The 19347-nt window shown below is 61.8% G+C and carries 14 protein-coding genes and 2 pseudogenes; 14 read left to right on the forward strand and 2 right to left on the reverse strand.

Annotated elements, in window-relative coordinates:
- The 10 genes and pseudogenes from AWB81_RS27110 to tssJ all read left to right on the forward strand — a co-directional run.
- Nucleotides 1-1199, forward strand: a pseudogene (locus AWB81_RS27110) (DUF2345 domain-containing protein); the annotation flags it as partial.
- A gap of 6 nt (nucleotides 1200-1205) precedes the next feature.
- Nucleotides 1206-1718: a hypothetical protein gene (locus AWB81_RS27115; protein WP_062639617.1), complete on the forward strand. Its 513-nt coding sequence runs from the start codon at nucleotides 1206-1208 to the stop codon at nucleotides 1716-1718.
- Nucleotides 1719-2306: 588 nt separating this feature from the next.
- Nucleotides 2307-2723, forward strand: coding sequence for a hypothetical protein (locus AWB81_RS27120; protein ID WP_062639618.1), 417 nt, complete (start codon nucleotides 2307-2309; stop codon nucleotides 2721-2723).
- A gap of 295 nt (nucleotides 2724-3018) precedes the next feature.
- Nucleotides 3019-3267 (forward strand): PAAR domain-containing protein, encoded by a 249-nt coding sequence (locus tag AWB81_RS27125; RefSeq protein ID WP_087135222.1) that lies wholly within the window; start codon nucleotides 3019-3021, stop codon nucleotides 3265-3267.
- 10 nt (nucleotides 3268-3277) lie between these two features.
- Nucleotides 3278-4513 carry a KPHS_23130 family T6SS system protein gene (locus AWB81_RS27130; protein WP_144444192.1) on the forward strand — a complete coding sequence of 412 codons (1236 nt, stop codon included), beginning with the start codon at nucleotides 3278-3280 and terminating at the stop codon, nucleotides 4511-4513.
- Complete coding sequence (locus AWB81_RS27135) at nucleotides 4510-8184, forward strand: ImcF-related family protein (RefSeq protein WP_062639620.1); 3675 nt, start codon at nucleotides 4510-4512, stop codon at nucleotides 8182-8184. The genes AWB81_RS27130 and AWB81_RS27135 overlap by 4 nt, the downstream gene beginning before the upstream one ends.
- Nucleotides 8181-9785: a type VI secretion system protein TssA gene (gene tssA, locus AWB81_RS27140; RefSeq protein WP_062639621.1), complete on the forward strand. Its 1605-nt coding sequence runs from the start codon at nucleotides 8181-8183 to the stop codon at nucleotides 9783-9785. Before AWB81_RS27135 ends, tssA begins: the two co-directional genes overlap by 4 nt.
- Nucleotides 9786-9806: 21 nt before the next feature.
- Nucleotides 9807-11581, forward strand: a pseudogene (gene tssF / locus AWB81_RS27145) (type VI secretion system baseplate subunit TssF).
- Nucleotides 11578-12663, forward strand: a complete 1086-nt coding sequence (gene tssG, locus AWB81_RS27150; RefSeq protein WP_062639645.1) for a type VI secretion system baseplate subunit TssG — start codon at nucleotides 11578-11580, stop codon at nucleotides 12661-12663. Before tssF ends, tssG begins: the two are co-directional and overlap by 4 nt.
- On the forward strand, nucleotides 12660-13211 hold the full coding sequence (tssJ, locus tag AWB81_RS27155) for a type VI secretion system lipoprotein TssJ (RefSeq protein ID WP_062639622.1): 552 nt from the start codon (nucleotides 12660-12662) through the stop codon (nucleotides 13209-13211). The genes tssG and tssJ overlap by 4 nt, the downstream gene beginning before the upstream one ends.
- Nucleotides 13212-13252: 41 nt before the next feature.
- Here the strand turns inward: tssJ and AWB81_RS27160 are convergent, their stop codons facing one another.
- Nucleotides 13253-13885 carry a glutathione S-transferase family protein gene (locus tag AWB81_RS27160; protein ID WP_062639623.1) on the reverse strand — a complete coding sequence of 211 codons (633 nt, stop codon included), beginning with the start codon at nucleotides 13883-13885 and terminating at the stop codon, nucleotides 13253-13255.
- Nucleotides 13886-14118: 233 nt separating this feature from the next.
- On the opposite strand from AWB81_RS27160, the gene AWB81_RS27165 reads away from it, so the two are divergent.
- Nucleotides 14119-14562 carry a response regulator gene (locus AWB81_RS27165; protein WP_062639624.1) on the forward strand — a complete coding sequence of 148 codons (444 nt, stop codon included), beginning with the start codon at nucleotides 14119-14121 and terminating at the stop codon, nucleotides 14560-14562.
- A gap of 49 nt (nucleotides 14563-14611) precedes the next feature.
- Here the strand turns inward: AWB81_RS27165 and AWB81_RS27170 are convergent, their stop codons facing one another.
- On the reverse strand, nucleotides 14612-14998 hold the full coding sequence (locus AWB81_RS27170; RefSeq protein ID WP_062639625.1) for an ester cyclase: 387 nt from the start codon (nucleotides 14996-14998) through the stop codon (nucleotides 14612-14614).
- Nucleotides 14999-15380: 382 nt separating this feature from the next.
- On the opposite strand from AWB81_RS27170, the gene AWB81_RS27175 reads away from it, so the two are divergent.
- From AWB81_RS27175 to AWB81_RS27185, 3 genes are all read left to right on the forward strand, one after another.
- Complete coding sequence (locus AWB81_RS27175) at nucleotides 15381-16256, forward strand: lipid A biosynthesis lauroyl acyltransferase (RefSeq protein WP_062639626.1); 876 nt, start codon at nucleotides 15381-15383, stop codon at nucleotides 16254-16256.
- A gap of 89 nt (nucleotides 16257-16345) precedes the next feature.
- Nucleotides 16346-16747: an SRPBCC family protein gene (locus tag AWB81_RS27180; RefSeq protein WP_062639627.1), complete on the forward strand. Its 402-nt coding sequence runs from the start codon at nucleotides 16346-16348 to the stop codon at nucleotides 16745-16747.
- A gap of 261 nt (nucleotides 16748-17008) precedes the next feature.
- Nucleotides 17009-19333, forward strand: coding sequence for a beta strand repeat-containing protein (locus tag AWB81_RS27185; protein WP_062639628.1), 2325 nt, complete (start codon nucleotides 17009-17011; stop codon nucleotides 19331-19333).
- The last annotated feature ends 14 nt before the right edge of the window (nucleotides 19334-19347 follow it).

Consider the following 19347-nt stretch of genomic DNA (forward strand, 5'->3'; position numbering starts at 1 on the left):
GAACACGTTCATCTGACGACGCCGTTTCAGACCAGTGAGCTGAATCTTGGACATATGGTCGATGTGCAGAGGGAGAAGCGGGGTGAAGGGGCGGAGTTGCGCGCTCGGATGGGCACGTGGCGGTGCGGGGCGCCAAAGGTGTCTACATTTCCGCTGACGCCCAGCGAGCTGCCAATGGCAAGCAACTGGACATGCAGCCTGCGCAGGATTTGCTTGAACAGGCGCTGCAACAGATGCAGTCGCTGGCTGAGGCGGCGAAAGCCGCGCAGGCGATCGCGGCCGACTATGGCCAGCAGAAGGCGTTTCTCGACGGCACGCTGAACGAGTTGAAGAAGGCGGGAGTACTCGTCAGCGCGCCGGCCGGGGTGGGACTCATCTCGGGCGCGCATCTGCAACTGAGCGCGAATCAGAATTTGATCGCGACCGCGGGCGGCAATGCGGACATCGGTGTGCTCAAACGGTTCACGGTCGCGGCTGGCGAAGCAGTGTCGCTGTTCGCGCAGAAGCTTGGCATGAAGCTGTTCGCGGCCAAGGGCAAAGTGGAGATTCGCGCACAGAGCGATGAAATGGCACTCGCGGCACTCAAGGATGTAACGATCACGAGCACGGAAGGCAAGCTGATCCTGTCAGCGGCGAAGGAAGTAAGGATCGGCGTGGCAGGCTCGTACATCAAGATCAACGCTGAACGCATCGAAAACGGCACGCCCGGCGACATTCTGGAAAAGTGTGCGTCGTGGGATAAGCCGGGCGCGGGCGGTCAGAGCTATCCGCTTCCGTCTCTGCCACACGGTGAGTTGCTTGGGAAATACAGTCTTCGGTTTGCGACTGCCCATTCCGATGACTTGACTCAGGATATCGGATGGATTGGCAAGCCGTATCAGATCATTGACAGTGCCGGTACGGTACTGCATACCGGGAAAATCGCGAAGGACGGACGTCTTCCACGAACGATTCTGGATAAACCCGACACGCTGACACTTAGAGTCGGCTTCGATGATTGGGATTCGCATCAGATCAGTGTGTCCGACGATCCAGAGCCCCGAGATGAACGGACACAGCAATCCCCTCTGCTATCACTAAATGAAGACCCGTTTCGTCGCGCGGCCAGCGACCAACCTGCACAGTTCATAGAACCCAGCGCCTTCGCTGACATTCTTTCAGAGAACACCATCGCGCTAGCAAGTAAAGGAGAGGAGTAGACCCTCATGAACCGACCTTTCTCTCTCGCCACGGTGGTCCGATTGTTAGCGCTGATCGTTGCATGCGGCGGTATTTGTAACGGCGTACGCGCCGAGCAATACGAAAGCGGAGTGACGCGTTGGCGGATCTCGGATGGTCAACTGATGCTGGTTGCCGGTGTGCTAACCGACGACTCGCGTCTCTACTACATGAACTACTCCTTTTACCTGCAACTCAGCAATGAAAAGGTCGTAATGATCCCTCTCGTGAAGAACAGAAGCCGGATGAACGACTATAGCCTGAATTTCAGCACCTTCAATGGTGGAGACGACATCATTACCGACGCGATGGTTGCGGTCGTTGGAAGACAAGCTTATCTCGTCACAGCTCATAAAAACGCGACGCTTGGGTACGGCCGCCCTGGGCTCGTCACGACAGAAACGTACAAGTTGTTTGAGGGCGATGAGGCGGAGTGGAAATACTATTTCGCACCGATCGCTCATGGCCAATATTCCGAGCAGAAAAACTTGTGCGACTGAATGAAAATTTCTGGGGAAAATACCCTTCGGCCGAGCAATTCGTCTCATACGCTCGATCAGACATGGGACTTGCTTCGAATATTGGGGCGCTACAGAGCGTCGCTACAGAAGGTACTTCCGGGCAGAAGCGCGCCCGCGAACTTGCTTCGGTCCTTGCAGATCATCCTGAATACTTTTCAGTTATTAAAGACAAGCATTCAAGTACGTATCTGTATTACCCTGGAGCGAGCCGGCTTCCTGATTCCGTGAAGTCGTCGTTGAACTTTCCAGTTGGGCAGTGCGTGTCCATGTTTCACTACGATTTTGAGGGAGGGCAATGTCACGCCGGGCAGCGCGTCCGAGTATTCAGACTTTCGTTCGTCAAATCGGTGGGAAAAGTTGGGATTCAATTAGCCCAGCTTGTCATGGAGAGCTGTGCAGTCCGCTGAAATAAGATTTTTGTGAGAAGAATTCAATTCATGGATGCGCAAGTAATACCGTTGTTTCGGATCGCGTCTAAGGGTTAGCGCGGCTCTCGGCTAGAAAGAGATTGCGGAAGGGTGACAAGTAATGGTTTATGTCAATGTGAAACCCGTCTCGATAGTATTCATGGCACTCTTGGCGCTTGTTAATCAATTCGCAATTGCAAGCATTTTAATCGAATTTGATACACCGAACATTGTCGCCAAAGAAAAAGACGGAAAGATAAATGGATATTACGGACTGACGCTGCCGAGCGTGAACGGCATCCGGCCCCCGGTGTCGTGCAGATTTTTTTTCACTTTGACATTCCAATCAGAGCACTCGCCGCCGCTGACAATACAGACTTTTTCAACCGATAGCAGCTACGAGAACCGTGATCGTGAAGAAGATCTGCCGGGCAAATTGGTCATCGCCGGAGAACGTTGGACCATTCAAATGGACGAGGCTCCTGGCGGATGCTTGACCGCGGCCGGTGGAGGATTTCGGAAAGATTCTGCTATCCCTAATCTCATTGAGAGCGCACCCAAATTATCGGACTTTTAGTAATAACAAGAAAATCGAATTTCTTCGATTATGAAAACACTCGATTCATGAAAAGAAAAGGCTTTCTCGTCCGCGGTGACGTTGTAGTCGCTCTCGACAAAAGAAACGACTTTTACCTTGTGAAGTTCTTAAATGACACAGGCGGCCGGGCATCGAAAGGTTGGGTAAAGATTTCGGATACGGTGAGCCCGTTCCCTGAGTAGAAATTAAGGCGATCAGCGGCTAGGTTCCGCGATGCGCACGAACAGTTATCGCTAAGACAAGAAAACGCTCTACCCGAGATTTGAGGAAAAAATTGATCGACGTAATCCGACTGGGTGACCCGACAAACCACGGCGGCGCTGTCATCAGTGCTTCGACGACGATGCGCTTCGGAGGATGCCCGGTCGTCCGCAAGGGCGACGAAGTGTCCTGCCCAAAGCACGATATCCGTCCCAATCTGATCATCGACGGCGACGAGTCCATGACTGATGGCGGTGTGCCGATTGCCCGCCATGGGTACCGCGCGGCTTGCGGCTGCCGGTTGCTTTCCACTCTGGTCTAAGACGATGCCAGTGGAACTACCCATACTTGCATCGCGGGTTGAGTCGCCGTCGCCGCCCAAGCCCGTTATCTGGCTGGCGCTATTCGTTGCGTTCATGCTCGCCAGCGTGTCGCTGACTTTAGTGACATGGCCAAAGGGCGAGCCGACAGGTTCGGCGTGGTTCTGGGCGCGCGTGCTGGCGTTTCCCGCGCTCGCGTGGTGCGTGGCGTTTGGTCTGCGGCTGTTCTATTACGACGACGAAACCGACAGGCTTCGAGCGGAGATGGAAGTCCTCGAAGCCGATCGAGCGCGGGCCATTGAATTCGCGCGTGAGCCTCTCGCGGTGTTGGGTTCGGCCTACGCATGCGCGTTGGGCGAGTACGGCGTGGCATCTGCCATCGCAGACGCGAAGCAGTCCGCGTTAAAGGCGAGGGCGCCTCGGCCGGGGGAGGGAGCAATTCGCCACACTGCACTGACGCTGAACGCTGACGAAGAAAACCCCTGCCGCTATCGCGCGTTGTTTCTGTCGTTACTGGGTGAGCTCGACGAAGCGTTGAGCGAATTGCCAAAAGCCGTCCCTTTCGAAGTCAGATTGCAGGTGCCCCCTGAAATGGATGGCGACGAACTGTGGGAGACATGGAAGCATTGTTGGGAGGAAACCGGCCATGCGCAGACGTCTGCATCGTTGCGGAACGTGCAACGAGGGGTGATGGCCGTCGATGAATGGCTGGATATCAAAGCCGGTCCCGCGCTGGAAAAATTGACCTTGTTCGTTGCCGCACAACTTCACGCGGATCCGCCAGAGAACAGCGCCGAAGTTGGCGTCGCGTTCTTGTGCGGTTGGGCGCCTCTAGTCGAGCGGTTGGGCCTGAAACCCGTTGCATTGCTGCATAGGCCGGTGGAGACCACTGAGCCAGAACTTCGCGACACCGTGACGACTGGTCTGCTATGGGGTGGACTATCAGCGGCCGAGCTACACCACGTATGGCAGGCCGGCCTCGCCGGGCAGGACAAGCCTTCGTTCCTGAGCGTTACCACCGAACTCGGACTTAAGCTTGGAGAACAAGAAGGCTTTTCAGGCATCCACGACATCGATATCGCCTTAGGCCAACCAGGGGAGGCAGCGGGATGGTTGGCTGTGGCTCTGGCGACGGAGCATGCATGGCAAAGCGGCAAACCCCAAATGATCGCGGTCCGTGAGAAGGCGTTCAGCGTGGCCGTCGTGCGGCCGGCCTCACGTGGCAATGAAATGGAATTCGCGCAATGAAGGGCATGAAGGTCAAGGGTTATTGGATCGTCGTCTGGGCTATCACGTTGTTCGCCGCGATCGTCGCGTATTTTTTTGGCTCGAACTATGACGCTTCGCCGGTGAATCGGATCGTCGCCGTCCTTCTGTGCGGCATGACCTTGCTGTGTCTACGCGCGCCATTGACGTGGGCATGGCGGATGGTTGCAAAGCATGCACCGAACCGCGAACCGGATCGCCATCAACGCGATCCAGCGGCGCGGGAAGGGACGGAAGACGCGCGGGTCGACCTTGTCGCGCAGCGGTATATGGATCTCAAATCAGCCCTCCAACATGTCCATGGGTGGCGTTGGCGCTACAGGCAACCGTGGCTGCTGATATCGGGTGAAAAAGGCGTGGTCGATGCGCTGGTTCCTGGGCTGAGCGCCCGTGGGTGGCATTTCTCGTCCGAGGCGGTGCTTCTCTATGCGGAAGGGACCGGCAAGCGCGATACCGAGTGGCTAGCGCGATTCCGCGCGGGGTGGCGTCGGCGGCCCGTCGATGCCGTGATTCAGATCGTGCGCGCGGCCGACGGTGCGCGAGCCTCGCAAGATCCAGCCATAGTCGAACATGAGCTCGTGCAAAAATGCCGCCCGCTTGGATGGGCTGCGCCCGCGTACCTCCTCGATGTGGTCGATGTCGACGGCGTCATACCGGCTGCCAGCGAGCCCGTCGCCATTACGTGGTCGACGCGCGGTATCGATCTCGCTGAAATGCGACTATCGCTGGAAAGTGTGTCGCGACAACTCGCGGATCGGAGCGTGCAAAGGCTGGCGCCGAATATCAAGGAGCGCTGTCTCGCCCAACTCTCGCGACATGTGACGAATCGTACCGATACGCTTTCTGCACTCGTCATGCTCCTGAATAACGGACGCGCAAGTCGAACAGTCGTGTTCGGCATCCTGTTTGCGCCGCTGTTCAGCTCGCAACACGCCGACACTGCTGCGAAGCATGAGGATTCACGCGAACGTGCGCTTTCGACCTGGCAAACGGTTGCCGAACACAGCCGCCACGTCCGCGGCCGGCGCATCGGCTTCTCACTCTCGACCTCGGTCGCCTGGGCTGTCACAACGCTTGCCGCCGTGTCGCTCATCGGCACGATGCTATCCGGGACGGTCAACCGTTCCGACATTCAGGCTGCTGAGAATCTCGCCCGCGGTGCAACCGCGCCGCTCGACCCCACCCAAGCCGCCCAGACCCTCGACGCCCTGCAAAAACAACTCGACACCCTTGAAACCCGCCAGTACGAAGGCGCCCCGTGGTATGCCCGTTTTGGCCTGAACCGCGATGCCGCCGTGCTCGCAGCTCTGTGGCCGTCCTACGCCGCGGCAAGCAACCGCATCCTGGTCCCGCCGATCCGCGCGAAACTCGAAGCCGACCTCCGCCGACTCAGCGCGCTGACCGACCAGGAACTCGCGAGCAGCGGCGATGCGCAGATCAAGCGCGCCTACAGCACGCTCAAGACATACCTGATGCTCGCGAAGCCGCAACACACCGATACCACATTCCTGACACCCGCCTTGCTTGAAACGGCCGAGCCCGCTCGCCCGGAGCCGTCATCGGTGAGTCCGGGCGGCTGGCGCGACCTGACTCGTCGCCTCGTCGCGTTCCACGCGAATCACATGGCACAGCGTGGCACATCGCTCGCGACTGCCGTCGACGCGACCCTCGTCAGCACCGCGCGCCAGACGCTCATCAGCGTCATGGGCCTGCAGAACTCCACTGACGCGGTGTACGGGCAAATCCTCGACGAGAACCGCGGCAAATACCCGCCGGTGTCGTTACAGACGCTTCTTGGCGACGCCGCCCAGGAAACCACGAGCCGCGGCCTCTTCACGACGAAGGAAATGCTGCCGGGCATCTACACGCGCGCCGCATGGGACGAACGCATCGGCCGCGCCATCGACGAGGCTGACACCCAACGCTCCGTCACCGGCGACTGGGTGCTCTCCGACACAGCAACGACCACGACGGCCCCTTCGCTCAAACAAGCGCTTCGCGAGCGTTATTTCGCCGACTACGCGCGCCAATGGCAGCATTTCCTGAACAGCGTGCGCTGGCAGCCCGACACGACGCTCTCCGGCACGGTCGACCAATTGAGCCTCTATGCCGATCCGCAACGCTCACCGCTTTCGGCGCTGTTCAAGGTGATCGCGTATCAGTCGAACACGGGCGCGGCCGGCCAGTCGCTCTCGGACACGCTCGTCTCCAAGGCGCGCGACCTCATCAAAAGCAAGGATGACCCAGTGAAAGCGCCGCCGCCACCCAACGCCCCGCTCGCCAACGCCTTCGGCCCGCTGCTGCACCTGACCGGCAGCGACCAGTCGAAGGTCAGCACCGCACAAGACGTGAGCCTGCCGCGCTACCTCGAACGCGTCACGGCGGTGCGCCTGAAGCTCCAGCAGATCATGACGAGCACCGACCCCGACGCGATGTCGCGTACCGCCGCCCAGGCGATCCTGCAAGGCAAGACGTCGGACCTCGGAGACAGCCGCGATTACGCAAGCCGCGTCGCGGCAAGCCTCGGCGAGCAATGGGCGGGCTTGGGCGATGCGCTGTTCCAGCGACCGCTCGACCAGACCTGGGACGTCGTGCTGAAACCCGCTTCCGCGAGCCTGAACGAGACGTGGCGAATATCGGTCGTCGCTGCCTGGAACAAGTCGTTCGGCGGCCGCTATCCGTTTGCGGACTCGGACAACGACGCCTCACTGCCCGAAATGGCGCGCTTCCTGCGCGCGGACAACGGCGTGATCGCGCAGTTCGTCGCGACGCAGCTATCAGGAATTCTGGAGCGCCAGGGTGACCAGTGGGTCGTTGCGCAAGGCGCGGGGCGCAACGCGCTGGCCGTCGATCCCGAGTTCGTCCGGGCGCTGAACCGGCTCACGCGCGTGTCGAACGTGCTGTTTCCCAACGGCGACGCAGGCGTCCGTTACGAGTTGCGCGCCATTCCGACGCCGGGCATCACCGACATGAAGTTCAAGCTGTCGGGCCGCGAGCTGCACTATTTCAACCAGAAGGAGGAATGGACGCCGTTCATCTGGCCGGGCGATGCGCTGGAAAACAGCGCGCATGTCGAATGGCAGACGGAAAACGCAGGCGTTCGCTCGGACCTTGACTTCGCGGGTCGCTTCGGGCTGGTCCGGCTCCTCGAACGCGCAGCCGTCACGCAGCAGGATGGCGCGCGTTACGTGCTCAAGTGGATGCCAGGGGCGCAATCATCAGCTCGCGCCGAGGTCGTGCGCGCACGAGGGGAGGCGAGTGCGCCAGTGCGAACGGCGGCCCCCGCTACATCTCCGCACCAACCGCGCATCAAGGACGACTGGAGCGCGGACCCGTCGGCGACGATCGTAACCGTCGACGAAGCCAAGGCCACGCCGAGCGTCCGCACGCAGCGTGACGAGCCTTCGCTGCGCGCACCGCAAAAGCCGCTCGTGCTGCAGGTGCAGTTGCGTAGCGAATCGGGCGCCGGTCCGCTAGATGCGCTGCAACGGCGTCACTTCACGTTGCCTTCACGCATCTTCCTGAGCGGGTCCGGCGCAAAGGCTTCGCCGGGTCAAGGGACGAATCCGCCACCTTTACCCGCCGCGGTCATCGAAGCGGCGAAGCACGCCGCGATGCCATTGCCGCGCAACGCCATGCCGGAGTTCGAATGAGCCTCTTCTCCACGCTGCTCAAGTCGCTCTTCGGCGCGCGCGATCCGGATGATCTGATGCGCGAGCGCATCGGCGCGTGGTCTGGCTGGCTGGAACCCCTTACCGGCGACGACGGCATCGGCCGCGATCCGGGTTACGAAGACACGTTTTTCGCGATCAAGGACGAACTCGCGAAGCTGTCCGGCAGCGACGATGCCCTGGTCGTGCGTAGCTGCGAGCAATTGCTCAAGGAAACCGGCAAGGATTTGCGGCTCGCCGCTTACTACACGTTCGCGCGGCTTCGACAGGACGGCACGGCCGGTTTCGCCGACGGACTCGAATTGACCGCCGCGCTGGTCGAGCGCTTCGGCGAATCGTTGCTGCCGACGCGTCACGAAGCTAAGAAGGGCGCGCTCGACTGGCTGGCGACTTCGCGAATGATCGACCAGCTGGCAAGCGTCGACGCAAGCGCAACGAATGACCCGCACGCGTCCTTCAAGCCCGCTGATCTCGAACGCGCGATGGCCGCCCTGAACCTGCTCGTCACGCGCACGAGCCATTGGGCCGAAGCCGCGCGTCCGAACCTGCAGCCGCTCATCTCGCGCTTCGAGCCGGACACGCAGCCGGCGCAGTCGTTGAGCGTCAGCGCGTCCGGGGCGTCGACGCTCCCAGCGACTCAAAGCAGCCATGCCCTGATCGCGTCGACACGCGACCTGCTCGACCAGACGCGCACGATGGCCCGCTACCTGCGCGATCAGGAAAACGGCTATCTCGCAGCCACGCGCCTGATCCGCTGCGTGCGCTGGGATACCGTTCACGAATTGCCGCCCGCCGACGCGCAGTCGCGCACGCGTCTGCCTGCGCCGCGCGCCGAGCTGCGCCAGCAGTTTCGTCGCCTCGTGTTGCAAAAGCACTGGCACGAACTGCTCGAGCGCGGCGAGGCCGCGTTCACCGAAGGCGCAAACCATCTGTGGTTCGACCTGCAGTTTTTCCAGCATACGGCGCTCGATCACGGGGGCGTGCCGTACACCGAATGGCGCGACGTGTTGCGCACCGATTTCGCGCTGCTGCTCGCGCGCCTTGCCGGCATCGAACGTCTCGCGTACAGCGACGGCACGCCGTTCGCCGACGACATCACGCTCGACTGGATCGCCCGCCACGCGGTGGTGCGCGATCTTGAGGCGGGCGAGGCGCTCGCGCCGCGCCCGGCCTCAGGCGATGACGACGATGCCGGCGGCTGGGTGGAGATGGAAGCGCAGTCGCGCGACCTCCTGGCGAGCGAGGGGCTCGACGCGGCCTATGCGTGGCTTTCGGCGCTACCCGGCATTCAGTCGGATCGGCAGCGGTTTCTGCAGCGCTGGCTGATGGCGCGCCTCGCGGACCACGACGGCAAATCCGACATCGCGCTGCATCTGCTGACCGATCTCAACGACGCGACCGGCCAATTCGGCCTTTCGCGCTGGGAGCCGGCGCTGACCTTCGAGGTGAAACAGCACCTGTCACGGATGCTGAGAGCCGCGATGACCCGCAAGGATGCCGACAAGCCCGCCTTGAGCCGCCGCATCGAGCAGTTGCAGGGCGAACTGACCGTGCTCGATCCCGCGCGCGCCGTGGCGCTGTAGTCGCACAAAAAAGGAAACACCATGGACGATTCCATCCTGCGCTATTACGAAGCCGAGATGCGCCATCTGAGCGAAGCCGGCAAGGAATTCGCCGAGGCGCATCCGGACCGTGCGCGCATGCTGAACCTCGATCGCGTCGGCGATCGCGATCCCTATGTCGAGCGGCTGTTCGAGGGCTTTGCTTTCCTCACGGGGCGTCTGCGCCAGAAGCTCGACGACGAATTGCCCGAGCTGACCGAAGGTCTCGTCAGTCTGCTATGGCCGCACTACCTGCGCACGATCCCGTCGCTGTCGATACTCGAAATGACGCCCGCGCTGGAGACGCTGCAGCAGACCGAGATCGTGCCGGCGGGCCTTTCCGTGCGTTCCGGCAGAGTCGGCGCGAGCGGGGTGCAGTGCCTCTACCGGACCACGCAAGCCGTCACGCTGATGCCGATCCGCCTGACCGACGCCGCGCCGTCGGTGCGCCACGACGGGCGTTCGGTGATCCGGCTGAGTTTCGAAATCGACCGCTCCGCGCGGCGCGAAGCGCTCGATTTGTCGCGCATCCGGCTGTATCTGAACGCCGATTTGCCGGTGGCTTTCGCCTTGCATCTCGCGCTGACGCGGCAGGTGCAGGCCGTGTCGTGGCGCATTCCCGGCGTGTGCGACGGCGCGGCCACGCCGCTCAGGAATGCGCGTCTGGAAGCGGCGGGTTTCGCGGCCGGCGAACGCCTGTGGCCCAAGGCCGACACGGCGTTTTCGGGCTATCAGTTGTTGCTCGAATACTTCACTTTTCGCGAGAAATTCCTGTTCGTCGACCTGTGCGGCCTGAACATCGACGCGCTGCCGAACGATGCGTGGAGCTTCGAAATCGAAGTGCTGCTCGCGCAAAGCTATCCGGCAGACCTGCGCTTTACTGCGGCCAATGTGCGTCTCTTCTGCACGCCGATCATCAACCTCTTCGAACTCGATGCCGAGCCGGTGCGTATCGATCATCACGAGACAGAGTACCGGGTAAAGCCGATGCATCACCACGGCAGTTTCGTGGAGACGTATTCGGTCGACGCGGTGGATTCGTTCGATCACGAAACCGCCGAGCGCTCCGAATACGTGCCGTTCTCGACGTTCCGGCATCGCGGCGGCATGCTGCGTCACGAAGCGCCGGAACGGTACTTCCATACGCGCGTGAGACAGGGCGCGAAAGGACTGTTCGACACGTGGATCATCCTCGGCGGCCACGCGTGGGAATCCATGCAGGATCTGCCGGAAGAAACGCTGTCGCTGCGCGTAACGGGCACGAACGGCATGTTGCCTCGCAAGGGCCTGCGCGAGGCGAGCATCGACGAGCTGGTGGAAAGCGCGCCGAACGTCGCGCAGGTGCGCAATCTCACCGCGCCGGCGCTGCCGTGTATCCGCCCGTCAACGATCGCTTCCAATGGCGTGTGCTTTCTCATCTCGCGCCGAACTTCCTGTCGCTGATGGATGCGGAAGTGTTGCGCGGCGCGCTTGCGCTCTACGACTGGACGAGCGACGAGATGAACTGCCGTCGTCTTGCCGGCATCCAGCAGGTCGCACAGAAGCTATTGCGCCGCGTGGTTCGCGGGGGTATCGAGCGAGGCGTGCTGATCGAAGTGACGCTCGACAGCCACGCCTTCGCGGGTGAGGGCGATGTCCATTTGTTCGGCGAACTGCTGCATCGGTTCTTCGCGCTTTACGCCGAGATCAACCTCTTCACGCAACTGGCGATCGTGAGTCTGCCGACGGGCAAGCGTATCGAATGGGCGGCCAGCCACGCGGAGCGCGCGCCGCTATGAATGCGCCTGACACGATTGCCGGCCTCACGCCGCTCGTGCTGGCGCGGGCGTCGCGAATGAATTTTTTCCAGTTGTGCCAGTTGCTCGAACGCCTCGCGTCACCGCGCGACGGCCTCGGTACCCGCGACAGCCCCGCCGGCGAGCCAGTGCGGTTCCGGCCATTTCCGAAAGTGGGGTTTCCCGGGGCCGAAGTCGCAGCCGTCGAAGTCGATGACGAGCGGCCGGATCGGCCGCCGTCGGTGCGCACCACGTTTCTCGGGCTATATGGCGTGAATGCGGCGATGCCGCCGCATTTGATTGACGACATCGTGTTGCGACGCGAAGGGCACGAGGAAGTCATGGCGTTTCTCGACGTGTTCAATCACCGGATCGCGACGCTTTTTTATCGCGCATGGCGCAAGTACCGCTATGCGGCGGGCTTCGAGCGCGGCGGCAGCGATCCCATGTCGCGCAACCTGCTGTGTCTCGCGGGTTTCGGTCTCGGGGGCAAGGCTGCGAGCGCCGGACTGCTGCCCGTGCGTGTGCTCGGCTTGCTGGGTCTGCTCACGCAACGTACCCGAACGGCGGAAGGGCTTGCCGGTATCGTCGCGCTCGCCGCGCCGGGTGTCGGCGTGACGGTCGACGAGCGTTTTCCGGTGTGGGTCCGCCTCGATGATCCACCTCGGTTGGGTTCGGGCGGCGGCCATGTGATCGATAAAGCCCGGCTCGGCCTTGGACACGTGCGCGGACGGCGCGTCATCGATCGCGGCGGCGCGGTGCGCGTCACGCTTACGCCCGCAAGCGCCGCACAGGCGCACGGCCTGCTGCCGGATGCGCCGCTACATCGCGACCTGGTGAGCCTGCTGCGCATCTATCTGGGCGCCAAGGCAGATGTGGTGCTGCGCATGGAAGTGTCGGCGGCGATCGCGCCGGTGTTGAGGCTCGGGCGCACGCGTGAAGAAAGCGCTTCAGGCGGACGACTCGCCTGGACGACGCTGTTGAAACCCGCAGGCGAAATCGTCATCACGATCCGGCTCGGCCGATACGAGGCGATTCCTACGGCTGCGGCCACGCGACGTGGCATGTCCGGCCACTTTGCATAACTCTGGAGTTTGCAACGCGAGCAGCTTTACTCATCACTACCGTTGCCGCGAGCCTGATCCTCAGCGCGTGCGGTGCCTGGCAGTCGGTGTCCGACACGACCTCGGACGCTTACCACGCCGTGTTCTACAAGCAGGTCAAGATGCTGAACCTCGATCTCACCGCGCGCGCGTCGCTCAATCCGGACGAGGCAAGTCGTTCGGTGTCGGTGGCGGTGCGCGTCTATCAGTTGAAGGACCGAAAGTCCTTCGATGCCGCTTCCTATGACGATCTGCTCAAGGACGACCGCGCCGTGCTGGGCGCCGACCTGCAGGATATCGCGGGCGTAGTCGTCAATCCTCGCGGCGCGGTGAGCATGTCACAGCCGATGCGCGGCGACACGCAATACGTCGCCGTTGCTGCGTTCTTCCGCGATGTGACTAACGAGTGGGACTGGCGTCGCGTGATCGCGAAGAAGGCTATGTCGGCGAATGAGCCGCTCAGGCTCGAACTGGTCGATCGTGAACTGGTTGCCGTGACCGACGTGCCGCGTCAGCGTCCGGAATGGTGATCTCGACCGCTCGGCCCGTTCCACGACAGCAAACGGGCGTGTCAGGCATCGTCGAGCTTGACTTGAAAGCCGCGCTGAACGCCGGGGCGTGCAAAAAGCGCTTCATACCAGCGCTTCACGTTCGGGAAGTCATCGAGCGAAACCTGATGCCGCTCATGGCGCCACGCCCAGCCGAGAATCGCGAAATCAGCCACCGACAATGCGCCTGCCACGTATTCCACTTCCGTAAGGCGCCGGTCCAGCACGCCATAAAGTCGGCGCGTTTCGTCCGAATAGCGTTTGAGGCCGTAGCGCCGGTCGCTTTCGGCTTCGACCATACGGAAGTGATGCACCTGTCCCGGCATCGGACCGAAGCCGCCCATCTGCCACATCAGCCATTCGAGCACCGGCACGCGATCGCGCAGGCTCGCCGGCAGGAACCTGCCGGTCTTCTCGCCGAGATAGAGCAGGATCGCGCCGGATTCGAAGACGCTGATCGGCTGACCGTCGGGACCGTTCGGATCCACGATAGCGGGAATGCGGTTGTTCGGACTGATGCTCAGGAACTCGGGCGAGTGTTGCTCGCCCTTCGAAATGTTCACGGTCCTGACCGTGTACGGCAGTTCCATTTCTTCGAGCGCGACGCTGATCTTGCGGCCGTTCGGCGTGTTCCAGGTGTGCAGGGCGATGGTCATGGCGGTCAGGTGAATCGAAGTGATATTCGCGTGCCTTGCGCGTGCCGCAAGGAACAGGCCAGACGATACCTCATCCGGGTCCCCTCGCGTGCAGGGGCTTCGCCCCGACCCAAGCGGGGTGTTTCGACTGCGTCAGATCGCCCAGAGTACAGGCAAACCAAGTCGACGCGTCGCGCGAACTGGCGCGAGCGGACCGTGTGCAATCGAGAATGAACGCCCAGAGGACATCGCCCATGTCACATTCGTTCGATCCAGCGAGCGCATCGCCGTACTATCGTTTCGTGTGGGTGGACCTGACGCGTCACGCCGAGGCATCGCTTGCCGAAACACTTGACGGCGCATTCGACATCCACCGTGTCGACGACCCGGGCGACGTGTCTAATGCCATAGCGAGCCGCATGCCGGCATTCGTCTGCTTCGAGTTTGACGAGCCCAACGCGCAGGGCGTCGATGCGCTCTCGCGCGTGCGTCGCGAGCATCCGGCGCTGCCGGTTCTCGTGATCGCGGGACGCAATTCGATGTCGATCGCGATCTGCGCGTTGCGCCTGCGCGTGTGGAACCTTCTGGTGAAGCCCGTGCCGTTGCGCGAACTGTGCAGCAGCATCCTCACGCTTGCCGCGCTCACGAAGAACGGCGTGCCGCAGCGTGCGCGGGCTTCGCTCGTCGCAAGCGGTTGAACGTCATCGGCGAGCCTGTCGCGCCAGACAGGCAAGTGGCTGGTTCCGACTATAGTTGCGCTTCGATCGCGGTCTTGTCTATGACCGACCACACCTGTGCGATCCTTGCGCCGCGAAACGCATAGAACACGTTCTCCGCGAAAACGATCCGCTTGCCGTCGATGGGCAATCCGAGGAAAGCATGTGTGGGCGTGCAGTCAAACCGCAGACGGCTTGCGACGAAAGGCGGCTCGGTCACGAGCAGTTCGATTTCGAATCGCAAGTCTGGTATATCGAGGATGTCCTGTTCCAGCCTTGTGCGATAGCCTGACAGGCCGATCGGCCGACCGTTGTGACTTACGTTGTCTTCGACAAACTGACCGAGTGACGCCCAGTCCCGCTTGTTCAGACAATCCAGGTAGCGCCGGTAGATGGTGCTCAGGTCGAGATCGCTCACACGCGTCTCCTTATCGCCTTGCGGCTCAGATCAATCGCGATCGTAGACCAAAATGGTTTGAAGGGCTTCGTCGCCTTGAACGAGGTCGTTGTCAGCGGAAAGGCCAGGCCTGAGGATTTTCAATGGCCGCTGCCTGCAAGATGTAGTAGCCTGAAGAGGGTGAGCACTCACGATCGGCAAACTGCGACGCAGGCCGATAGTGTGTGTCCCGCGCACATCGCCGTCCGGCGTCCGCAACTCGTTTCCCGGGTCCATAACTCATCTTCCCTGCATAACTAGCGGGAGGACGGTCGGGCTTCGGGAAAACTACAACTACGACAGGAATCGTCGACAGAAAGCGCCCCTGCTAGCGCAATTCGACGGTTCCTCAGGAGACAAACTCTTGGACCGACTCGGTTTTGCGCTCATGGTAGCGCTGCTACGGCTTTTCTCAGTGCTTCCTTATGGGTTGGTCGCGCGGCTTGGTAGCGCCCTCGGGGCAGCGTTGTATAGGCTTCCAAGCCGCCGCAAGCATGTGGTCCTTGTCAATCTGCGTCTCTGTTTCCCGACGAAGACCGAGCGCGAATGCGACGATCTCGCGAGGGACCACTTCCGCCACGTCGTGCGCAGCTACCTCGAACGAGGCATCCAGTGGTTCGGTAGCGCGCAGTCGATGAAAGGACTCGTCGAGATCGACAGCAAGATCGATCTTAACGACAAGGATGCTCCGCCTACCATCTTCATGGGCTTTCACTTCGTGGCCATTGAGGTCGGCTGCATCGTTTATTCGACGAACCAGCCTGCCGCGTCCTTGTATACACGCATGTCAAACGTTCGCATGTGCGATCTCGCGAAACGCCAACGCAGCAGGTTTGGCGCAGAGATGATCGAACGCTCGACGAGCGCGAGAAAGATCGTCGAACTACTGCGCTCAGGCAAGCCAGTCATGCTCGCGGCGGACATGGATCACGGCATCGACAACTCTGTTTTCGTCCCTTTCTTTGGCGTTCCCGCCTGCACGCTCACGTCCGTCGCGCGACTTGCAAGGCTTGGCCGCGCGCGCGTGGTGCCGTTCGTGACGGAGGTGCTGCCCAATTACCGCGGATACAAGCTGACAGTCTTTGAACCGCTGGAAGACTTTCCATCGGGCAGCGATGCAGTTGACACGCGTCGGATGAATGCGTTTCTCGAGACGCAGGTCCTGAAACATCCGGAACAGTATTACTGGGTACATCGACGCTTCAAACATCGGCCGCCGGGCATGGCAGGAGTGTATTAATCACGTAGTGTTATCGTGACGACACCCGACGCGTTACTTCACAGCGCGACGTCCCTTCGAATGGTCGAGGGTCAGACGGAGACATCACGATGCATGCGGCCGAATCGAAAACGATCAGCGTCTCCATCCAGCGAAGCCTGCAGGACGTGTATGACTTCATGTCGCAGCCTGCGTCGTTCGCGCACTGGGCATCGGGTCTCGGCAAGCCGCTCGGCAACGAAGGAACCGTGTGGCGCTTCGAAGGCGACAACGGCCCGGTCAAGGTCCGATTCACCGGGCGCAATGCATACGGCGTACTCGATCACACTGTCGAATTGCCTGACGGTACCGAAGTCCATGTGCCGATGCGCACGGTTGCGAATGGCACGGGCACCGAAGTGCTGTTCACGCTGTTTCGCGTACAGGGGATGAGCGACGAGAAATTCGCCGCCGACGCTCAATGGGTCACCCGCGATCTGAATGCGCTGAAAGCGCTGCTCGAAGCGCAGTGATCGCGGCGCTCCGTGCGGATGCGATCCAGATTTGGCAGCAAGGGTGTTCGGACTCCAGAAGCTGGCTCCAGCGGTGACCGGGCAGACGCATTGTCGATCCCCGTCGAATTCAGTCATACTATTCGAAACCCGGGAGGGAAAGAGCAGCGGTCCTCAGAACGTTGGCCAAACCATGCGGAGGAACATCTCGTGCAATGCCGTAACCATCCTGCGACAGTGCAGCCACGCACGACAGAGTCTCTGTCCTTCAACTCCCATCGTTTGCATGGCTTATATCGGCAACGCCGGACGTTACGCGATGCCATTCTCTCCCTGTTTCTCTCGGCCGCAGGCGCGAGCGCGCTTGCCGCGGGACCGCTTCCTCAAGGCGGCCAGTTTGTCGCGGGCACGGGTTCGATCGCGACGCGCAGCAATGGCGTCGACATCACGCAGAGCACGACGCGCGCCGTGATCGACTGGCGCAGCTTCTCAATCGGCAATGGCAACACCGTTAACGTGAATAACGGCACGGGCGCCACGCTTAGCCGCGTGACCGGAACTGACCGCTCGCTGATCAATGGACAACTCGTTGCCACGGGCAGCTTTTACCTCATCAACCCGCAAGGGGTCGTGGTGGGACCGAGCGGCGTCGTCACCACAGGCGGCCGCTTCGTTGCATCGACGCTCGACATCGGCAACGACAACTTCATGAACGGCGGCCCGCTCAGCCTTGCCGGTTCGAGCGATGGCGTCGTCGTCAATCTCGGCAAGATCAGTTCGACCGGCGGCGATGTCTTTCTCATCTCCCGCAAGCTCGTCGAGAACGATGGCAGCATCGATGCGCCGAAGGGATCGGCGGAACTCGCCACTGGCAATCAGGTGTTGCTGAAGGACTCGTCGACTGGCCCGCAGGTCTTCGTCCAGCCGGGCACGCGTGGCGACGTCGTGAACAAGGGAACGATCGAAGCCGCGCAGATCGATCTTCGAGCGGCGGATGGCAACGTGTTCGCGCTCGCCGGGCAAAATGGCGATCTGCGCGCGACCGGCACCGCGACGCGCGATGGCAAGGTGTGGCTCGTCGCCGACCGCGGCACGGCGCACGTTCATTCGACGGTCGAGGCGTCAGATGCGAATGGAAGCGGCGGCACGGTGATTACGACCGGCAACACGCTGCATCTCGACGACGCCGCGATCGATGCGGCGCTATGGAACGTCAGCGCGCCCGAGTTCAACGCCGGACCGCTGAACTCGGCGACCCTCGCGCGCAATCTGTCGAGCGGTACGTCGATCACGGTGAACGCGACGGGCGCCAACAGCGGAACGGGCAACATCAACTTCGGCGCGGCCGTGCGATGGACCGGCGATGCATCGCTCACACTGAACGCTCTGCATGACGTGACGCTCGGACCGCTGGTGACGCTTGCGAACACTGGCGCGGGCAATCTCACGCTGCGCGCCGATTCGCACGGCATCGATAACGGTGGCAGCGTCGCGAATCGCGGCATCATCGACTGGTCGCGGGGAACGGGCGTCGTCTCGGCGCTGTACGACATGAACGGCACGTATGCGGCCGGCACGGTGACGAGCAATCCGTCGTGGAGCGCGGCGCCATTCAGCGGCATGCGCTCGCAATTCACCGCTTACCGGCTCATCGGTTCGAGGGCGGATCTTGAGAAGGTATCGAACGATCTCTCGGGCGTGTATGCGCTCGGCAGGGATCTCGATTTCTCAACGACGGCAATAGAGTTCAACGGTATCGGCGGTCCGGCCAACGCAGCGTTCACCGGCCAGTTCGACGGCATGGGCCACGTGATTCGCAACGTGAATCTTCGAGCCGCCGACGACTCGCAGATCAATCTCGGACTGTTCGCCACGATCGGACCCACGGGTGTGGTGCGCAACCTCGGCGTGGAGAACGCTTATGCCAATGGCTCGGTCTCGGGCCCGGTCGGCATCCTCGCGGGCTTGAACCAGGGGCTCATCAACAACTCGCATACGTCCGGCGTGTCGGTGCAATACTTTGCTGGGTCCGGAGCGGGCGGCTTCGTTGCCCGGAACGACGGCACCATCGAGCGCTCGTCGAGCAGCGCGGGTTTCATCGGGCTGGAGGCTCTCGGGGGCCTCGCCGTCGTCAATAACGGCTTGATCGTCCAGTCATTCGTGAACGGCGGTGCGAGCGGCGGATCGCGTTCCAACGGCGGCCTCCTCGTCACGACCAACAACGGGACGATCACGCAATCCTACGCGACGGGCGTCGCCTCGATGACCTACGTCGGCGGCCTCGTCGGGGGCAACAACGGCACGATCAGCGAATCCTTTGCCGCGTCGCCGCTCGATTCGCACGCGTTTCCGCAGATCAAGGGCGGCATTGCCCTCAACAATGGCGGAACAATCGCGAGCAATGTCTACTGGGATGTGCAGGCCAGCACCGCGACGGAGGGCGTGTTGAGCGGTACGCCCGTGCCTGCTGAAAACGGGCTCACTACCGCTCAGATGGGCGCGGCTTCGAGCTTTGGACCGACCTGGAACTTCAGCCCGACCGGAACCTGGGTGATGCCGGCCGGCGGAACGCATCCCATCCTGCGGTGGCAACAAGCGACAAAGTGAGCGCCGCCGGGAGC

The organism is Caballeronia arationis, assembly GCF_001544975.2.
Classification (GTDB): domain Bacteria; phylum Pseudomonadota; class Gammaproteobacteria; order Burkholderiales; family Burkholderiaceae; genus Caballeronia; species Caballeronia arationis.

Excerpts from the sequence above, each read along its gene's own strand:
- tssA (WP_062639621.1), top strand. The coding sequence starts at position 8,181 with ATGAGCCTCTTCTCCACGCTGCTCAAGTCGCTCTTCGGCGCGCGCGAT.
- AWB81_RS27180 (WP_062639627.1), top strand. The coding sequence starts at position 16,346 with ATGCATGCGGCCGAATCGAAAACGATCAGCGTCTCCATCCAGCGAAGC.
- tssG (WP_062639645.1), top strand. The coding sequence starts at position 11,578 with ATGAATGCGCCTGACACGATTGCCGGCCTCACGCCGCTCGTGCTGGCG.
- AWB81_RS27120 (WP_062639618.1), top strand. The coding sequence starts at position 2,307 with ATGGCACTCTTGGCGCTTGTTAATCAATTCGCAATTGCAAGCATTTTA.
- AWB81_RS27160 (WP_062639623.1), bottom strand. The coding sequence starts at position 13,885 with ATGACCATCGCCCTGCACACCTGGAACACGCCGAACGGCCGCAAGATC.
- AWB81_RS27115 (WP_062639617.1), top strand. The coding sequence starts at position 1,206 with ATGAACCGACCTTTCTCTCTCGCCACGGTGGTCCGATTGTTAGCGCTG.
- AWB81_RS27135 (WP_062639620.1), top strand. The coding sequence starts at position 4,510 with ATGAAGGGCATGAAGGTCAAGGGTTATTGGATCGTCGTCTGGGCTATC.
- AWB81_RS27165 (WP_062639624.1), top strand. The coding sequence starts at position 14,119 with ATGTCACATTCGTTCGATCCAGCGAGCGCATCGCCGTACTATCGTTTC.